Origin of the sequence: Alicyclobacillus sp. ALC3 (genome assembly GCF_028751195.1) — a bacterium.
In the GTDB taxonomy this organism is placed as follows: Bacteria; Bacillota; Bacilli; order Alicyclobacillales; family Alicyclobacillaceae; genus Alicyclobacillus_L.
This window is the reverse complement of sequence record NZ_CP066784.1, coordinates 3,834,226-3,852,137: the sequence shown is the minus strand read 5'-3', so window position 1 is coordinate 3,852,137 and position 17,912 is coordinate 3,834,226. Positions and strand designations below refer to the sequence as shown.

At 56.9% G+C, this 17,912-nt stretch carries 18 protein-coding genes; 6 read left to right on the top strand and 12 right to left on the bottom strand.

All coding sequences use genetic code 11. The features are described 5' to 3' along the window. Window positions 1–11: 11 nt before the first annotated feature. Together JC200_RS17715 and JC200_RS24505 are read right to left on the bottom strand one after the other, a co-directional pair. The gene (locus JC200_RS17715; RefSeq protein ID WP_443111922.1) at window positions 12–647 is read right to left on the bottom strand and encodes a VanW family protein; all 636 of its coding nucleotides are present in this window, start codon (window positions 645–647) and stop codon (window positions 12–14) included. A gap of 85 nt (window positions 648–732) precedes the next feature. Further along, window positions 733–1,017: a hypothetical protein gene (locus JC200_RS24505; RefSeq protein ID WP_443111832.1), complete on the bottom strand. Its 285-nt coding sequence runs from the start codon at window positions 1,015–1,017 to the stop codon at window positions 733–735. 27 nt (window positions 1,018–1,044) lie between these two features. Between JC200_RS24505 and JC200_RS17710 the strand changes: the two genes are divergently transcribed. Beyond that, window positions 1,045–1,878 carry an EamA family transporter gene (locus JC200_RS17710; protein ID WP_274433028.1) on the top strand — a complete coding sequence of 278 codons (834 nt, stop codon included), beginning with the start codon at window positions 1,045–1,047 and terminating at the stop codon, window positions 1,876–1,878. Here the strand turns inward: JC200_RS17710 and JC200_RS17705 are convergent. Both JC200_RS17705 and JC200_RS17700 read right to left on the bottom strand, forming a co-directional pair. Beyond that, window positions 1,871–2,422: a spore maturation protein gene (locus JC200_RS17705; protein WP_274433027.1), complete on the bottom strand. Its 552-nt coding sequence runs from the start codon at window positions 2,420–2,422 to the stop codon at window positions 1,871–1,873. The two genes, JC200_RS17710 and JC200_RS17705, sit on opposite strands and share 8 nt — an antisense overlap. Then, window positions 2,422–3,015, bottom strand: a complete 594-nt coding sequence (locus tag JC200_RS17700) for a nucleoside recognition domain-containing protein (protein WP_274433026.1) — start codon at window positions 3,013–3,015, stop codon at window positions 2,422–2,424. The genes JC200_RS17705 and JC200_RS17700 overlap by 1 nt, the downstream gene beginning before the upstream one ends. A 138-nt stretch (window positions 3,016–3,153) precedes the next feature. On the opposite strand from JC200_RS17700, the gene JC200_RS17695 reads away from it, so the two are divergent. Further along, window positions 3,154–3,900 (top strand): gamma-glutamyl-gamma-aminobutyrate hydrolase family protein, encoded by a 747-nt coding sequence (locus JC200_RS17695; RefSeq protein WP_274433025.1) that lies wholly within the window; start codon window positions 3,154–3,156, stop codon window positions 3,898–3,900. Window positions 3,901–3,931: 31 nt separating this feature from the next. Here JC200_RS17695 and JC200_RS17690 read toward each other — a convergent pair whose 3' ends face one another. Both JC200_RS17690 and proB read right to left on the bottom strand, forming a co-directional pair. After that, a complete protein-coding gene (locus JC200_RS17690) occupies window positions 3,932–5,236 on the bottom strand; it encodes a glutamate-5-semialdehyde dehydrogenase (RefSeq protein WP_274433024.1) in 1,305 nt (434 codons plus the stop codon). Then, the gene (gene proB, locus JC200_RS17685) at window positions 5,233–6,360 is read right to left on the bottom strand and encodes a glutamate 5-kinase (protein ID WP_274433023.1); all 1,128 of its coding nucleotides are present in this window, start codon (window positions 6,358–6,360) and stop codon (window positions 5,233–5,235) included. The genes JC200_RS17690 and proB overlap by 4 nt, the downstream gene beginning before the upstream one ends. A gap of 181 nt (window positions 6,361–6,541) precedes the next feature. Between proB and JC200_RS17680 the strand changes: the two genes are divergently transcribed. From JC200_RS17680 to JC200_RS17670, 3 genes are all read left to right on the top strand, one after another. Beyond that, window positions 6,542–6,955: a universal stress protein gene (locus JC200_RS17680; RefSeq protein WP_274433022.1), complete on the top strand. Its 414-nt coding sequence runs from the start codon at window positions 6,542–6,544 to the stop codon at window positions 6,953–6,955. Between the two features lie 54 nt (window positions 6,956–7,009). Further along, window positions 7,010–9,400 (top strand): Lon protease family protein, encoded by a 2,391-nt coding sequence (locus tag JC200_RS17675; protein ID WP_274433021.1) that lies wholly within the window; start codon window positions 7,010–7,012, stop codon window positions 9,398–9,400. A 98-nt stretch (window positions 9,401–9,498) separates the two neighbouring features. After that, window positions 9,499–10,608 carry a KamA family radical SAM protein gene (locus JC200_RS17670; RefSeq protein ID WP_274433020.1) on the top strand — a complete coding sequence of 370 codons (1,110 nt, stop codon included), beginning with the start codon at window positions 9,499–9,501 and terminating at the stop codon, window positions 10,606–10,608. A 25-nt stretch (window positions 10,609–10,633) separates the two neighbouring features. On the opposite strand, the gene JC200_RS17665 is transcribed toward JC200_RS17670, so the two are convergent. Genes JC200_RS17665 through JC200_RS17655 form a run of 3 tightly spaced genes read right to left on the bottom strand, consistent with a single transcriptional unit; the run spans window position 10,634 to window position 13,109 of the window. After that, window positions 10,634–11,557 carry an RnfABCDGE type electron transport complex subunit D gene (locus tag JC200_RS17665; RefSeq protein WP_274433019.1) on the bottom strand — a complete coding sequence of 308 codons (924 nt, stop codon included), beginning with the start codon at window positions 11,555–11,557 and terminating at the stop codon, window positions 10,634–10,636. Then, the gene (locus JC200_RS17660; protein WP_274433017.1) at window positions 11,533–12,486 is read right to left on the bottom strand and encodes an FAD:protein FMN transferase; all 954 of its coding nucleotides are present in this window, start codon (window positions 12,484–12,486) and stop codon (window positions 11,533–11,535) included. Before JC200_RS17660 ends, JC200_RS17665 begins: the two co-directional genes overlap by 25 nt. 23 nt (window positions 12,487–12,509) lie before the next feature. Then, the gene (locus JC200_RS17655) at window positions 12,510–13,109 is read right to left on the bottom strand and encodes an FMN-binding protein (protein WP_274433016.1); all 600 of its coding nucleotides are present in this window, start codon (window positions 13,107–13,109) and stop codon (window positions 12,510–12,512) included. A gap of 222 nt (window positions 13,110–13,331) precedes the next feature. Here JC200_RS17655 and JC200_RS17650 point away from each other — a divergent pair, with 222 nt between their 5' ends. Beyond that, on the top strand, window positions 13,332–14,648 hold the full coding sequence (locus tag JC200_RS17650; protein ID WP_274433015.1) for a glycosyltransferase family 87 protein: 1,317 nt from the start codon (window positions 13,332–13,334) through the stop codon (window positions 14,646–14,648). A 39-nt stretch (window positions 14,649–14,687) separates the two neighbouring features. Here the strand turns inward: JC200_RS17650 and JC200_RS17645 are convergent, their stop codons facing one another. The 3 genes from JC200_RS17645 to JC200_RS17635 are packed head-to-tail and all read right to left on the bottom strand — an operon-like array spanning window position 14,688 to window position 17,909. Continuing rightward, complete coding sequence (locus JC200_RS17645) at window positions 14,688–15,605, bottom strand: oxidoreductase (RefSeq protein ID WP_274433014.1); 918 nt, start codon at window positions 15,603–15,605, stop codon at window positions 14,688–14,690. A 21-nt stretch (window positions 15,606–15,626) separates the two neighbouring features. Continuing rightward, entirely contained in the window at window positions 15,627–16,406 is a 780-nt protein-coding gene (locus JC200_RS17640; protein ID WP_274433013.1) for an IclR family transcriptional regulator, read from the bottom strand. A gap of 24 nt (window positions 16,407–16,430) precedes the next feature. Next, window positions 16,431–17,909, bottom strand: coding sequence for an FAD-linked oxidase C-terminal domain-containing protein (locus tag JC200_RS17635; RefSeq protein WP_274436584.1), 1,479 nt, complete (start codon window positions 17,907–17,909; stop codon window positions 16,431–16,433). Window positions 17,910–17,912: the final 3 nt, after the last annotated feature.

Genomic DNA, 17,912 nt, shown 5'->3' with positions numbered 1-17,912 from the left:
TCATACGAACATCACTTTCGCTTCGATTGTACACAAACTGCGTCCTCAATTCTCGGACTTGCTTTATAAGTGTCCATGCCAAGGTACCGCTCGATCGAACCGTTGGCAGCCTCAGTCACTACCCAGGTCTTGACCTTCACACCAGGCTGCCCCGGGCTCTTTACACCCACCTCACTCGCCTTGCTCATACAGTGACGAATCGTTCGGTACGGGTAAGTGGCAAGGATTTCGTGTTTCACGGTGATTTTTGGTGGCGCCGTTTTTCCCCACACAGCAACCGTTAGGTAGCGACGCGACAAGTCCGCAGTCGCCGCCAGCATGACAGGTGTCGCACGGCTGTTTTTGAACTTGAAGTCGAGGTATGTGCCCGCCACTGTCGCATCCTCACCTGGTGGCAGATACGGCACTGTGAGCGAGTGTTGGTGGCGCTCGACGACCTTCAGGTCGGTGCGCATGAGCGCCGAGTAGAGAGTGCTCGCACCTTGACAGACACCCCCCCCCATCGACGGCACAATCCGATCGCCTGAAAAGGCCCGTCCCCAGTAAAAACCGTTCTCTGCCGTGTATGGCCCGACGGTTCGATAGTACGAAAAAGTTGCTCCTGGAGCGACGATGACACCGTTCAGGCGCTTTGCCAGCACCGCCATGTTCTTGGCCTGAGTGCTACTGGCGTGGTTGAAATTGGTCGTGCGTTGCGACAGCAAGACGGTCAATCCATGCTTGACGGCCAAGTCACGTCCAAGCGGTGGCAGCGTCGGCATGACCGGATGTGGGGGCTGCATTCGAGAAACTTGTGTCCCCGTTTGCCCTAGCACAGGGTCTGAGAGACTTGGCGGCGCACTCGACTGTGCTGATGCCGTCGGAGTGACCGTCAGCAGCGTCGCAATGGCCGCCCCGGTAAAATTCACGAGCATTTGTTTGAATATCACTGATAGTTCCCCCTCTATATGCACCCATGGTTGTCACCTGGCACAGATGGATGTGCACAGCATGTCTACTCTGTGCTTCCTGGCTCATAAGTATGAGGTGGATGGGGGTTGTGCTGTGGATTTTGACTTCATCATGCTGGGCTTGCTGATGTTCATTCGGGTTCTTTCATTAAGCACAGAACAGCTTTCGGTGCACGGCTTGGGGCGAGAGGTCCGGCAGCCACTCGCAACTATGGTGATTACGTTCGGTGGAGCAGCGTGCGTCCTGTGGGGGGCAGCAGCTTTACACGACCAAGTCGAGTGGATCGGCATCACGATTTGGTCTGGGGCAATTTACGCCATCACATTCGGACTGTACACCACAGCGCTTGGCATTGGCCCCGTGGGGGAAGTCAGTCCATGGACGAACGCCACCATTGTCCTCATGTGGCTGGTCCGCCCAACTGGCGGCATTGTGTCAGCCCTCGCCATGGTGTTGTTCGCAGTCGGTGCATGGAAACTGGTTGGAAGAAAGGTATCGAAAGCCGTCGTGATGATGGTCGCCGGGGATGTTCTGCTCGTCACCGCACGGCTCGTCGACGCTTCGCACACCGGATATCCTCTGTACGCATACGCGGCGAGTCAGTTTACCTCTGTTGCACTGTGGATGCTTGTGCCAACGTTCCTCTTTCAAAAGCATAAAAACGTGCTCCAATTGGCAGCGGCACGCCCACTCTGGGGCGTCACTGCCGCAGGGGCGAATGCGATTGCTTACCTGACCCTCTTCGCTCTGTTGAAATGGTTGCCTCCGACCATCGTCGAGGCAGTGTCTTCTTTAGCAGGGTTGCTCGCTACGTTGTTTGGGGTTGTGTTCTTCCGGGAGACAGACGGGCGAAGAAAGATTGTCGCGTGTACGCTCATGACCCTCGGTGTGCTCTGCCTGTTGCTCGACCACTGGCACCCTAGCTAAACAGGCCAGGGTGCAACAGCCAAACTGCCACGACACTGCCGACTACGCTCGCGAAATCAGAGAGGAGTCCCACGGCAAGTGCGTAGCGAAAGCGCCCGATACCGACACTGCCAAAATACACGGTGAGAATGTACAGGGTTGTATCCGTACTCGCTTGCATCGTGCTCGCGAGCAGCCCAACGAAGGTGTCCGGGGCTGTGTGGGGTTGCTGGAACAAGTCGGTCAGAAGCGCGAGTGACCCCGCGTTTGAAATCGGTCGCAACAGAGCCATGGGTACGACCTGACTCGGAATGTGAAACCATGTGGCGACCGGATGCAGCCACCCGACCAAGATATCCATAGCACCCGATGCGCGAAACACAGACACAGCCACCATCATCGCGACGATGTGGGGAATGAGGCGGATCGACGTACCGAATCCACCCTTAGCGCCGTCCACAAATGTGTTGTAGAGTGGCACGCGTTTGAACGCGCCTGCGATGAGAATCGACGCGACGACTACAGGTAAGACCCAGATGGATGCAACCTCAACTGCCGACTGCATCAGACCCGCTCCCTCCTTCTGGACCAGCGGCGGAACATTCGGTCGAGGATAACCGCTACACCCGTGCCGATTAGGGTGGCGACAATCGTCGTCCCGACCACGTCGGTCGGGTGATGTGAACCATACTGGAGCCGCACCGCGATTACTGTCGTCGGGATGACGGTGATGCTCGCCGTATTAACAGCCAGCAGCGTACACATGGCGTCACTGGCCCTGCGCTTGTTCGGATTTAGCGTCTGCAGTTCTTTCATGGCCGCAAGCCCGAGCGGTGTCGCTGCATTGCCAATCCCGAGCAGGTTCGCGCTCATGTTCGCCAAAATGGCTCCCATTGCTTTGGAGTCTGCAGGCACGGACGGGTATAGCCACTTGCCGACCGGCCGCAGCAACTTGGACAACCACTGCACCAACCCCGCATTTTGGGCAACTTGCATCAGGCCCATCCACAGCGCCATCACGGCGATGAGCGCAAGTGCGAGGTCGACACCGTTTTTCGCACCGTTCAAAATGGCCTCTGAGACTTGCGCCATATGACCAGTCAGCATCGCCGTCGCAATGCCACCGAGAAACAACAATAACCAGATGAAGTCAATCACACCGCCACCCCCAACAGGACAAGTCCTCACTTCATGCGTATGCCCGTCCAAGCAACGATAGACGTGGCAGCGGATAAGCGACGGCACTTGCACCGGTTGAGTGACACCATGCATACGATCGCACAGGAGGCGACGGTCATGAAGCCACTTATCGGCATTACCTGCAACCACCACCGCCTGCCGCAAACTGCGCCAGGACCGATTCTCATGGGCGCGGTATCGGCGGATGACTATGCGCAGGGCGTTGAGGCAGCCGGCGGTGTCCCGTTTGTGATCCCGTTTGTGGACACGGAGTCTGCGTTGCAGGAAATTGCGCTGTATGTGGATGGACTGCTGTTGTCCGGCGGCGACGACGTCGACCCGTCTGTGTGGGGAGAACAGCCACTCGTCGGCCTCGGGGAAGTCTACCCGGAGCGCGACCTGATGGAGTACACGCTGACGCGAGCTTGCGTGGCCCAAGGGAAGCCAGTGTTCGGAATCTGTCGCGGCATGCAAGTCATCAACGCCGCGTTCGGTGGGACGCTGTACCAAGACCTTGCCCACCAGTGGCACGGACGTATCCAGCACAGCCAAAAGGCGCCCCGCAACCACTTGAGCCACCGTGTCCAGTTGAAACCAGGTAGTCTGGTCGCAAGCTTGCTTGAGAATAAAGCCGAGTTGCGCGTCAACTCCTTCCACCACCAGGCGGTGCGGGAAGTCGCGGCGGGCTTTACCGCTGCGGCGTGGGATGATGAAGGTCTCATCGAAGCCATCGAATCAACAGAACACGGATTTGTCGTCGGTGTGCAATGGCACCCTGAGAACCTGTGGTCCAGTCACGACTTGTTTCTCAAGCTGTTTACCAGCTTTGTCGCTGCGTGCAGCGAGCAAGCGTTCGCGCCGTAAAACGGCACATGCACGCTGCGGCTCAAGTCTATTAGCTGCGGATTTGGCCGTTGCCACGCACAAGGTACTTGTAACTGGTCAGCTCACGCAAGCCCATCGGCCCGCGCGCGTGAAGCTTCTGTGTCGAGATACCAATTTCGGCGCCAAACCCGAATTCAAACCCATCCGTAAATCGGGACGATGCGTTGTGGTACACAGCTGCAGCGTCGACTTGGCGCAAAAACGTTTCGGCCGCGGCGGCGTCTTCGGTTACGATCACTTCGGAGTGCTTGGTGCCGTATTCGGCAATGTGGTCCAACGCTTCTTCCAGGCTCTTGACAGTCCGTACCGCCAGCACGAGGTCCAGGAACTCGGTTGCAAAATCCTCCTGCGAGGCTAAGGCAACGGCTGTCGCGAGACCGGCGCCGCCAGCCTGTAAGAGTTCCTGTGTCCGCGGGCAGGCACGCACCTCAACTCCCCGCGCTTCTAGCGCACGAAGTACGACTGGCAGCCAAGCTAGAGCAACCTCCTCATGCACCAACAGGGTTTCCGCCGCGTTACATACTGACGGCCGCTGTGTCTTCGCGTTCATCACGATGGCTGTCGCCTGCTCAAGGTCCGCCGCTGTGTCCACGTACACGTGGCAGTTGCCAACGCCTGTCTCAATCACGGGCACTTTCGCCTGTTCAACGACGCGCGCGATGAGCCCTGCACCACCACGCGGGATGGCGAGGTCGACGAACCCGCGCGCCTGCAGGATGATGTCGACGGCCTCACGTCCACCCTCCACTAATTGCACCGCATCCTCCGGCAAGCCAGCCGCCTGCAAACCACTTCTCAGTGCTCGCACCAAGGCACGATTAGACTCTAGGCTTTCTCGACTGCCGCGCAGCACCACAGCGTTTCCCGTTTTCAGACACAGGCCGGCGCCATCAACGGTGACGTTCGGCCGAGACTCATAAATCATCGCCACCACGCCCATTGGGACGCGCACCTGCTCGACGAACAGACCGTTCGGACGGACGAAGGCGTCGAGCACGTCCCCAACCGGGTCTGGCAGTGACGCTACTTGCTGCAAACCCTCCAGAATGGTCGACAAACGCGTTTCTGTCAGTTGCAGGCGGTCGATGCGTGAGGCAGGCTGCCCGGCTGTCTTGGCCGCGTCGATGTCGCGCGCATTCGCATCAAGCACCTCTGCGCGCGCTGACCAAACTGCTGCGGCCATCTGCTGCAGAGCGTTATTCTTGACCTCAGTCCGCAGGCAGCCAACAACTGCCGCAGCGCGCCTGGCTGCGCGCAACTGGCGGTACACCACATCTTTGAGACCGATTGCCTCCAGGGCATCCTGTGTCGTCATGGCGCGTCTCCCTCTCTCCAAATCACGAGATGATCCCGATGCACGACCTCCGGCAAGTTGTGGAGGTTCTCTCCGTCACGCCGGCGCGTCAGCAGGTCTGCTAAGTCGCGAGCGGCAAAGTTGACGATACCTTTGCCGAGCACGTGGTCGTTCAGGTCAGTGAGTGCGACAATAGCGCCTTCTTGGAAGTCTCCAGTTACACCACAAACCCCTGGTAACAACAGGCTGCCGGACTGGTGCAGGAGTGCAGCAACTGCTCCGGCGTCAATCACGACTGTGCCCTCAGGGTGGGGCCCGTGTACGAGCCAGGACTTGCGCAGCGAGTATGGGTTCTGACGCGGGTGGAACGACGTACCGACTTGCTCGCCCGCTGCCACACGCAGTAGGACATCAAGTTCGGACGCGGCGGCCACGACAACTCGCGTTCCGGCCTGGACCGCGATCTTCGCTGCTGTAATCTTGGTCTGCATGCCGCCTGTGCCGACAGCACTGCCCGCCCCGCCTGCCAGACGTTCGATTTGCTCTGTGATTACGGGAACTTCGACAATTCGCTGTGCCTCTGCATCAACCCGGGGGTCACCCGTGTAGAGTCCGTCAATATCGGTCAATAAAACCAGCACATCGGCTTCTGCCACGAGTGCTACCAGCGCAGCCAAGGTATCGTTGTCGCCGAACCTTATCTCCTCGACAGCAACTGTGTCGTTTTCGTTCACAATCGGCACGATGCCGTTGCGAAGCAGGGTCAGCACGGTGTTGCGAATGTGCAAAAAGCGCTTGCGGTCTTCAATATCTGCCCGCGTCAGCAAAAGTTGACCGACGCGCACGGCTTGCGACCCGAACAGTCGTTGATAGTGTTCCATCAGCCGCGTCTGCCCGACAGACGCAGCCGCCTGCTTTTCAGGAAGCGTGATACTCCCCCGCCGCCAGCCTAGTTCCGTTAGACCGACCGCGATGGCTCCTGACGAGACCAACACGAGTTGCCATGCACCCGAGCGCTGCAGGGTCACCATTTGTGTCACGAGCCGTGTCAGTTTAGCAAGTGACAGAGTTCCGTCCTCGCCGACTACTGAGCTTGACCCAAGTTTTACGACGATGCGCCGGCGGTGACGCGTAATTCCACTCACACAGGTTGCCTCCATTGCCTTCGTTCACTCGATAATACCACGGTTGTCGGCAGAGCCGACAACCTACAGCCGTACAACGTCAAAATCGACTGATAGTTTAATGTGACTACACGAAGATGGTTCTTCTTGAACATGCCGTCAAAACTGAAGAACCTACAATGAGAGTAAGGAGGTGTCGCAAATGAACGTCATCGTACTCGCCATGGACGGTTCGGAGACACCGAAGCTTGTTGGGCTGACCGCGGCCCTGCTTGAGCACTTCCCGGATGCCATGCTCCACGCGGTGTACGTGTCTAGGCCGGTGCGGCTCGCTCACTCCTCTCACGAAAATGAACAGGGTTACGTCCATGAACTCGGGCGCATCGCGAGGACGCACTACTTTCCGCAGCATAAGGACCGAATTGAGCTGCACCATCGGATTGGCGAACCATGGGAAGAAATTTGCCAGTTTGCCCGCGGCGTGTCTGCCGACTTAGTGGTCGTGGGGAGTCACCGTATTGGTGTCGTGGAATACCTGTGGCCGGGCAGTGTCAGTTCGGCCATCGTTAGACACTGCGATAAGCCGGTGCTCGTCGTCAAAGAGGACAGTCGCTAACGACTGTAGGCGCTAGGCCAGAAGTAACCGAGCGAATGAAGGGCGGTGTTGGACATGCCAGACGGCAACCTTAGGAGCGCAAGAGAGTTGACGGTCGAAGACCTTGAAGCTCGTACACGGCCATCGGAGCTCGGGTTTGAAGATACCTCCGAGCTAACGCCAGAGTCATTTATAATTGGCCAGTCTCGCGCAGTCGCAGCCATGGACTTCGGGCTACACATGAACGCACCAGGGTACAATCTGTTTGTGGCAGGGCCAACAGGAACAGGCAAGACCACGTACGTCCTTGATAAAGTTCGCGAGGTCGCCGTGCACCGCAAAGCTGCTTCAGACTGGTGCTATGTTCATAACTTTTCTGCTCCAGACGAGCCATATGCTCTCTCCTTCCCTCCATGCCATGGACGGGAATTTGCCCGCTCAGTCGCTAACTTGATGGATGCCGTTGAGGGCGCGCTGACGTCAGCTTTCAATAGTGACTCCTACCACCACGAGTGTTCAGAGCTCGAAAAGTCAATCGCGCTTCGCGTCGAGGAATTGTGGTCCAAACTTGAGGCCTACGCCCGCGAGTTCGGGTTCTCTCTGCGAAAAACCGCCACTGGCGTTGTCACTGTCATGCAAAAGCCTGATGGTACGCCGCTCACTCGCCCGGAGTTTGAGGCCATGCCACAGCAAGAACAAGATGAGATCCGACAGCACCAGACAGTCATCGCCGACGCTTTGGAGGCAACCTTGCACCATGTCACGAGCCTTCAGGCAGAAGCGCTGTCTGCACAGCGGACTCTTGACGAGCGGACCGCCAGATTTGCTGTCGAGCACTTGTTCACACCTCTACTCACGGAGTCTGGCAACGCACGAATCCAGGGATGGCTGTCGGCGTTGCGCGATGACGTCATCTTACATCACCGCGAGCTTCGCTCTGTAGACGTACCTGCACAGGGGACTACCATACAGGCATCTGTGGACTTGACGCGTCGGTACAAAGTAAACGTACTGGTTGACCAGACAGGCGAATCGTCGGCCCCTGTCGTGATAGAGTCTAACCCGACTTACTTCAATCTGTTCGGCCGAGTGGAGTACAAAAGTGTGCAGGGTGGGATGGTGGCTGACTTCACGATGATTAAACCCGGCGCCTTGCATCGCGCAAACGGCGGGTATCTGGTTTTACAGGTTCGCGACCTACTCACCCGCCCGGTTGTGTGGGATGGGTTGAAAAGAGCACTACGCAACCGTTTCATCAAGGTCGAAAATCCCCTGGAGGACCAACTTTGGCCATCGACCTCAAGCCTACGGCCGGAAGTCATCCCGTTGCAGGTAAAAGTCATCCTCCTCGGTACGGCTGACATTTTTCAGTGGCTGTACGAGTACGACGAAGAGTTGCAGAAACACTTCAAGGTCAAGGTTGAATTTGATTCATCCATGGACCGCACCCCTGAGGCGAACCGGCAGTACGCGCACTTCATTGCAGCCTATGCCAATGCCAACGGCCTCCCGCCGTTTTCCGCAGCTGCCGTGGCACGCATCCTCGACGAAAGTTCGAAGCAATCCGGCAGCCATGACAAACTGTCCACTCGCTTTAACCCGATCATCGAACTTCTCAATGAGTCAGGTTATTTTACTCGCATCCGCGGATCTGACGCTGTCGACGCGAGAGACGTTGACGAGGCGCTCGACAAACGCCGACGTCGTTCGAGCTTAATCCGTGAAAAGGTCCTCCAGCAGATCCTCGATGGGACCATCCTGGTAGCAGTGAGTGGAGAGCGAGTCGGTCAAGTAAATGGACTCGCTGTACTCAGTACCGGAGACTACGCATTTGGCGAACCGCACCGCATTACTGCGCGCACATACTCAGGACGGCGCGGGGTCGTCAACGTTGAACGAGAGACAGCCTTATCTGGTCACATTCACGACAAGGGATTGCTCATCCTTGGTGCCTACCTATCGGGAGAATTTGCGGCCGAAACACCACTGTCCGTCACAGCGACGCTGGTGTTTGAGCAGACCTACAGCATGATCGACGGAGACAGTGCGTCGAGCACTGAACTGTACGCTATCCTCTCCTCCCTCTCGGGTGTACCGATTCAACAAGGAATTGCAGCGACGGGTTCAGTCAACCAGTTTGGAGAAATCCAACCGATCGGCGGCGTCAACGAGAAGATTGAGGGATTCTACTACATCTGTCGAGCCAAAGGGTTGACGGGTACACAGGGCGTCATCATTCCGCACCAAAATGTGCGCCATCTCTTTCTCTCCCGTCCCGTACAAGAGGCTGTGCAATCTGGCATGTTTCACATTTGGCCAGTCACCCACGTCTCCGAGGGCATTGAAATCCTGACTGGCCTCCCTGCCGGTGAACGCCCATTCGACGAGAACACGGTGTTTGGGAAGGTCGAGCGGCGCTTACAGACTCTCTCGCATGTCGCTACCCATGCAGAACACCCCTCCTAATTTCGAAGGGGATTTCACCGCATCAACATTACCTCCGCTGAACCTCTAGCCGAAGAAATGGAGGAACGGAGCCACGTACGACGACCTGAAGGAAGGGAATGGCCGTGCAGCCCAACTACTTTACACGCATCGAACAAGTGCCCGAACTCACTGCTGAGGAACAGCGTCAACTCCGCCAAATTACTGAACAATACGTGTTTCGCCTGAACGACTACTACAGCGGCCTCATCAACTGGGCCGACCCGAACGACCCGCTGCGCAAACTGGTCATTCCAAGCCTAACTGAGCTTGACGAGTACGGGCAGTTGGACGCGTCGAATGAATATAGCAACTACGTCGCGCCCGGTTGTCAACACAAGTACACCACCACTGCCGTGCTGCTTGTCGCAGAGGTTTGCGGAGCGTACTGTCGATTCTGCTTTCGCAAGCGTCTGTTCAAGAACGATGTCCATGAAACCTCACTCGACATCAGTGAGGGCGTAAGGTACATTGCTCTGCACTCGGAAATCAACAATGTACTTTTGACCGGCGGTGACTCCCTAATGCTCTCAACAAGCAAACTCAAGGACATCTTGCACCAACTGCGAGCCATTCCGCACGTTCGCATCATTCGGCTCGGTTCAAAACTGACTGCATTTAATCCCATGCGCATCTATGAAGACGAGCACTTGCTCGCAGTGCTGTCCCGGTACAGCCGTGGTGACGCGCGCATCTATCAAATGGCGCACTTTAACCACCCGCGTGAGTTGACCAGCAAGGCGCTGAGGGCCATCTCTGCACTACAAGCAGCGGGTGTGATTATGGTCAATCAAACACCGCTCTTGCGAGGCATCAACGATAACGCTAATACACTGGCAGAACTCCTTGCAAGACTTTCCTATGCTGGCGTGGCGCCGTACTATATTTTCCAAAACCGCCCAGTCGCCGGCAACTCTGCCTTTGTGGTGCCGCTTGCTGAAGGTTATCGAATTATTGAAGCCGCAAAAGCCAAGACGTCAGGTCTTGGCAAGCGCGTGAAATATGTCATGAGTCACGACTCAGGCAAGATCGAAATTCTCGCCGTAGAGGATAACCAAATTTACCTGAAATACCACCAAGCTCGAGACCAAAGCCATGTCGGGAAGTTCCTAGCGCTTGACCTACCACCCGGTGCTGCTTGGTACGACGACCTCGTGCAGGCACCCGCCACCGCGAACGCCGCACGGTAGTCAAAGACGGCGGCGTGGAGCCTGTTCAGCCCGTCGCCCGCTGCACCGGCTCTTTCAATGTGCTCGAAACCACTTGACGACTTGCCCAGGCTTTCCAAGCATTTGCGACGAGAAGAGCAATGAGCCAGTAGTTTAGTCCGCCAAACAGCAGGTAGATCAAAGTTCCAACCGCACCCGTGATAACCCCAAACCACACCTGGTCCTTGTACTTTCCAGGCGACGTGGGCGGGTCCGTCAACATGAAGAAAGCCATGAACAGCGCCGAGTTGATGAGTGGCCAGCGCAGCGCATCACCGGGAGTGAAAGCAGCGTGCCCCCAGTGCAGTAAACCGGTAACAGCCAGGATGGCAAAGTACGCGCCAAGAAAACTGAGCACCTGTGGGAACTTGTTGATGCGGCTGGTGATTAAATACCCAATGACAATCACAAACACGATTTCCAACGGGTGCAAATCGGCCAAGTCGCCCCACCAACTCTGCCCAGTATGAAGCACGACAGAACTAAACAGGAGGCCGATTGCAGCAGGGTTAAACCACGGTTTCCGCCCGCTCTTAAGCACGTGTTTCGATGCAACCGCAACAGCAGTCGTAATCATCGTAATCGGTACGGACACGGACGGGGCAAGTACCAATCCGATAATCGCGCCGGTAACAAGCCCACCGTCTGACAACAGACGTTTGCTTTGACCACGTAATAGAGCCACGATCAAATCAATCACAACTGCAGTCGCCATTGCCACGGCTACGTTCAAAATACCTTGCCGGTCCGGTGCGTACAAAGCGGTGTCGATGGCCATCAAGATGAGCAGTAAAATAAGCACGTAACCCTTTGGCGTCTTTAGATACTTCTGCAGAGCGTTCAGTTGAGCTGGGCTCTGGCGAGCCACAGCTGGCTGCGCTCCACCATTCGCCTGTCGAGTCTGATTCACATTCCCACTCTGTTGTCCCATAGGTACCTCCCGGCGGATTCAGTCATTTCAACCCGCAGTGTGTCGGTCACAGCTATACCTGCTAGGTCTACTTCTTGGAGTAATTCCAACCCCTCTTGGACTCCATACAAGTAGGCCGCTGTTGAAAAGGCATCACACATCATAGCGTACGGTCCAATCGCCGACAGACTCGTCAGACCGGTTGGGGACTCGAGTGTGTCCGTCCGCAAGATGTGAAAAGTGTCATCACGAAACGGGCTCCTCCGCTCATAGCTCCCAGAGGTGCAAACCGCACAGTCTGTCAAGCGCAAGCAAGCAATCTGTTCGTCCTTCTTTGTAGGGTGTTGAACGCCAACAAGCCAAGGCTCACCGAACTCGTCGCGGCCCGAAACATACACATCCCCACCGGCGTTGATGGAGAATCCTTGCAAGTCAAATGCCCGCAAAGTTTCAGCGGCCAAGTCCACCGCCAGCCCCTTCGCCACGGCTCCCAAGTCAAGGACCACCGGTTTCTTCAGCAATACAGTCCTTGCGGCAGCGTCTAACTCAATGTCACGCCAACTTCCATCCTCGCTTGACCACGTCGACTGCACAGTTTCGCCGGTTAAGTAATGCCGGTCAAAGCCGCTTTGCTCCATAGCCCGCCCGACTGTAGGGTCAAAGCGACCGTCCGTGTAATTCGCGACTTCAAGCGCGAACTCCAGAGCAGAGAACAAGGCCTGTGTGACGGGAACCGCGCGGCCGACCGTGCGAGACAACTGCATCAGTTCGCTGTCGGGATCAAACCGTGTACACGCCGCTTCGACCTGTCTCATCAAATCGAAGGCGTCGTCCATGGCCGCTTGTACGTCAGCCTGCGGCCGAGAAGTGACGACCTGTAAACGCACCAACGTTCCCATGCACAGCGCGGATTTCTGCCACAAGTGAACTTGCCGTGTTTGCACAGCCATGGTCGCCCCTCCTCTCGATACTATCAGGCTTTATAGTGAGGATTCTTTGCCTTGTTTAATGCCTGATAGACTGCGTAGGCGAAGTCGTACGTACTGAGAGTCGCGCCAGTGACGATGGTGACCTGGTAAGACTGCCTCTGCACAACCTCTTGCGGTAAAACCGGGTCAATGTAAGCTTCCGGGTAGTGTGTGAGACACTGTGTGATCTGGACGTTGGTGATTTTGCCGCCTTTAATCTTTAACGCCACAGACACACTTCCAATTGGGTTTGTGCCCGTGCCGTTGTATGTTCCGTCTAAATACTTGTGCTGCGAAGCGCTCGATGTTGATGTGGTCGAACTCCCTGTGGACCCCTTTTTCGAGGTACTTTTGTTGGATGAACCTCCGGACGGTGTGGTCGACTTGTTGGACCCGCCCCCATTTGTGGAGCTCGTCCCCCCACCTCCGCTGTGCTGTGAGCTAGAAGAAGGCGACTGCGTTGCGCTCGGCCCGGAAATCGGCACAGCCTGACTTGAGGCTAATGCCGTGTTGCCTGAATTCGTCAAAACATACCCTGCAACGTACACCGCACCTACGGCGGCTGAGGCCAAGGCCACAAACCTGTTACTCATCCTGCCGGCCACTGTCATACCTCCTTGACGGACAAGCCCAACCCCGCAATCGTCCGATTGGGCCTTACAGTGTCCAAGTATATCCGGGCGCGATTGAAGGATGGTCAAAAATCATTGAAGACACCATGAAGTTCTTATGGAGCCTCCTTGACAAGTTTTCAACCTGCTCACAGAATAGGCTCGAATGCTACCGGATTGAACTTTACAGAGACGTCGATACTTTGGAGGGGTCTTGTGTTTCAAAATCTGAAGGTCGACGCACGCACACTGCGCCAGACAATTATGTGGACCATCCTTGCCGTCATCGCTGGGGGACTCATCAACATCGAGTGGCAGGCGCTAATCCGTCTGCGCCTGTTCGGGTACGACTACGCAATTTTCTACTATGCATTTAATCACGTGCTACATCCTCAGAGCGTTGCCGCCCTGTACAACAGCACGCTGCAGCAGATGTACCTGCACGGCTTAGGCTACCCCGTGATTGTCTACGACCAGTACGTCTACCCGCCACAGTTTGCGCTTTTTTGGTCTTTTCTCGGTTTGCTTCCCTTCTATGTATCCCTCATCCTCTGGTTGATCATCGAGGTGGTATCCTACGGCGCCGCCGTGGTCGTGCTCACGCGAATGCTTTGGCCAAACATCCGTTTTCAACCGGCCATCGGACTTGCGCTTATGACGGCAGTACTCACCCCGTTCATTCTTGACGCCGGGTTCGCAAACGTCGACTGTGTGCTACTATTCTCTATCATCGCAACGTTCGCCATCCTGCGCAGGCGACCTCATACTTGGCTGGCGGGCGTACCTCTCGGGCTAGCCATCGCCTTCAAAGTGACGCCAATCGCCGTTGTCGTCTATCTGCTTTTGCGCAAGCAGTGGCGCACGGCAGCATCCGCACTGGCTACAACTCTGCTTTTGACGGCAGTGGCCGTCCTCTTCGTAGGGGTCGAGCCGCTCCAGCACTATGTCACACACTTCATCCAGTTTGGGCAGACGAGCATGCGCAACGGTCCTGCACCCTACAACCAGTCACTGCTCGGCCTGTTGCAGTTGTTTGCGTTGCATCACGCCTTGCCAGCAAGCGCGTCGGCACTGCGAATCACCTTCGTCGGTTACGCGCTCGTCGTCGGGCTTGTCATTTTGTGGACGCTACTGCGTACGAAGCCGCACCCTGTAGCGGACATGGCGCTCGCCTGTTTGACTCCGCTCTTGTTTTCGCCGTTGGTGGAGCAGATCCACATGGTCCTTGCGCTGCCTGCCGTCCTCGTTCTGCTCAAGGCAGCGGCCAATGCCAAGGCGTTTGTGCGTGGTGCTCCCACTGTCACCTCAGCTTCGACAACGTCGTTCGTGCTGTGGGCTGGGGCGGTGCTCAGCCTTGCCCTGATGTCGCTTCCAGTGACTTACTCCATTAACGAGTTGGTCAAACACATCCCAAAAATCTATTGGCTCGACGCACCCATGTACGCTGTCCAACTGATCACGTTCGCTAGCAGCGTCTGGATTCTCTTTCGGCAACCTCGCACTGGTGAACCCGCGGCACTCTCTGCACATTAGGCCACGGGCACCCCTCACCAGCATCAGGTTACGCCAATGTCAGCTTGTCGAAAGGGACGCGTACGTGACTCCCGTCATCTGCTCAGATACCTTCCACAACCGCCCTGCAAGCTTCATGTCGTTGGACACCGACGTTGAGGGCGACGGCCCCGGTGCACCGCGCATACCGCGCCATCCGGTTGGTCCAATGTACTCGCCGCCGTGGATACTCTTGTCCGTCGCGACGAAGAGAGTCGGCAGCGCACCCGCTTCAGCACTCTGACCAAATGGTTTCGACAGCCAAGCCGTAAATCCACCCATGCCGTTTTTCACCAACTGAGTCGACGCAAATCCTGGGTGACATGCGGCAGCTATCGTCTGAGCACCCGCAGCGCGGAGCCTTCGCTCGAGTTCGCGCATGAACAAGAGGTTTGCGAGCTTACTTTGACTATAAAACGCCCAACGTTTATAGCCCTTGTTCCCGTCCAGGTTGTCAAAATAGATTTGCCCTCCTTGGTGTGCCAAACTGCTGACGACTACCACTCTCGAGCCTGAGACATTCTGCAGCGTCGGCAAAATGAGTCCGGTTAAGGCAAAGTGACCCAAGTGATTGGTGCCAAACTGAAGTTCGAAGCCGTCCTCAGTGCGGGTGTAGGGCGGCGCCATGACGCCAGCGTTGTTGATCAACACGTCCAAACGGTCGTAGCGCGCGGTGAACTCGGACGCAAACGAGCGGACGCGCGCCTGGTTCGAGAGGTCGAGCGACATCACCTGCACTTGCGCCTGCGGGTATTCCGTTAAAATGGTCTTCCTCGCCGTTTCGCCGCGTTCAATGTTGCGAACGGCGAGAATCACCTCCGCGCCTTTCGCTGCGAGTGCTCTGGCCGCTTCAAAGCCAATGCCACTGTTCGCTCCTGTTACGAGTATGCGCCGACCGCTTTGGTCCGATAGCGACCTTGTTGTCCATCCTTCTGCCACAAAAACTCCTCCTTCTCTCCACTACAACCGACCGGGTACGAGTGAGTACCCGAGTCTAGCCGAAATTGCCGCCGCGGTCTCTTTCACTGGCTGGACCAGATTATGTAACCGGCGCTGGTCCAAGCGAATGCTCGGTCCCGACACACTGCACGCCGCTACAACTCGTCCGGCACTGTCGCGGATTGGCGCTGCGACACAGCACACGCCGAGTTCGTGTTCCTCGAAGTCAAAAGCAAATCCAGTCTCCCGCGTCGTCTCAAGGGAACGCAAGAACGATTCGCGCTCTGTCACAGTGTGTTCTGTCAGCCGCGGCAGGCCGTAGCGCTCGATGATGCGAACCTGCTCGGGCCGGGGCAGTAAGGCCAGAATCGCTTTGCCAAGTCCCGTGGCGTGCACCGGTACGCGTGTCCCAACTCGGGAATGCATCCGGATTGTCTGCGCGCTTTCAACCTTTTCAATGTACACCACTTCACCCTGGTCAAGGAATGCCAGATGGACGACCTCGTTGACCTGTGCGGACAATTCCTTCAGGTACGGTAGCGCTTCCGCGCGCAAGTCGATCGATGACAGCAATCGCATACCGAGGTCAAGCACACCATACCCAAGTTTGTAGCGGCCGGTCTCGCTGTCCTGTTCAATGGCACGGTGCCGCATCATGGTGGTGAGTAGGCGGTGCACCGTACTTTTGTACATCCCGACGTGGTTGGCGAGCTCGGTAATGCTCACGCCATTCGGATACTCACTCACCACTTCGAGCAGAGCAAAGGCTTTGTCCACCGACTTGACTGTGTAGTCATCCATCTCGCTGTCACTCCTCGTCTGCTCTTAGCATGTTGAGTCCGGCGCAGTCACAGCAGTCTGTTCCTGAAACCCGCTAAAGACTTCAAGGTTCTGCTCGATGATGCGCTGTGCGTGCTTCACTTCGACGCAGCGAGCCGGTTCCGGGATGAGCTTTCCGGCGTTGCACAGGTCATCCGGGTTGAAAGCTCTGCGGATGGCCATTTGGGCTGCGATTTCCTCGTCGCGAAACTGGTAGCGCATGTCTTCGATCTTTTCAATCCCCACGCCGTGTTCGCCGGTAATTGTCCCGCCCACGTCGACGCAGACGTGGAGCACCTCAGAACCGACGCGGATGGCCTTTTCTGTCTCGCCCGGTACCCGTCCATCGTAGCAGATGAGCGGGTGCAAGTTGCCGTCGCCTGCGTGAAATACGTTGGCGATGCGCAGACCTGACTCCCGGCTGATTTCCGTGATCCGTTGAAGCACCTCGGTCAAACGCGAGCGCGGGATGACACCGTCCTGTACGAGGTAGTCTGGGGAAATGCGCCCCGTGGCGCCAAACGCCATCTTGCGGCTGCTCCACCACAGCGCCCGTTCATCCGTGCTCGCCGCGATTTTCACGGTGCGTACGTGGTTCTGCCTGCAGATCTCGACGACACGCTCAGCGTCTTCCTCTACCCCCGCCGCAAGTCCGTCCACTTCAATCAGCAGCACAGCTTCAATATCCGGCGGGTAGCCGACGTGGAAGTTGCTCTTGTCGACCGCCTGCATCGCAAGTTGGTCCATCATCTCAATCGCGGCAGGAATGATGCCCGTCCCGATGACCGCACTCACGGTGTTGGAGGCGTCTTCCACTCTGTCAAACATCGCCAGCGCGGTCTGCACAGCTTGTGGCTTCTTCAAGATTTTCACCGTGATCTCGGTCGCGATCCCAAGTGTCCCTTCTGAACCGACGACCAGTCCCAAAATGTCGTACCCAACGGCGTCGCCGTACGGCTGTCCAACGTCGATGACTTCACCGTCTGGCAACACGAACTTCGCTGCCACGATGTGGTTCGTCGTCACGCCGTATTTCAGACAGTGCGACCCACCAGCGTTTTCCGCCAGGTTGCCGCCAATTGTGCAGACCGACTGGCTCGACGGGTCAGGCGCGTAGTAGTAGCCATCGCCCATAATCTGCTTGGTCAAAGTCAGGTTGACAAGCCCTGGCTGCACGACGGCCCGCAGGTTCTCGAAGTCGACCGACAAAAGTTGATTCATCCGCACCAGGCTGATGACGACTTCGTTGTTCAGTGCGATGGCGCCCCCACTCAATCCGGTGCCAGCGCCGCGCGGGAGAAACGGGGTCTTATGCTCGTGCAGCCATTTCACAACAGCGGCCACTTCCTCTGTATTGGCGGGAGCCACCACCGCCCGCGGCAGCGCTTGTCTAGCCACGTAGCCATCGCAGCTGAACACGTGGAGCTTGTTTTGCTCGTGGATGACGTGTTGTTCCCCGACAATCGCCTTCATCGCACGCACCATTTC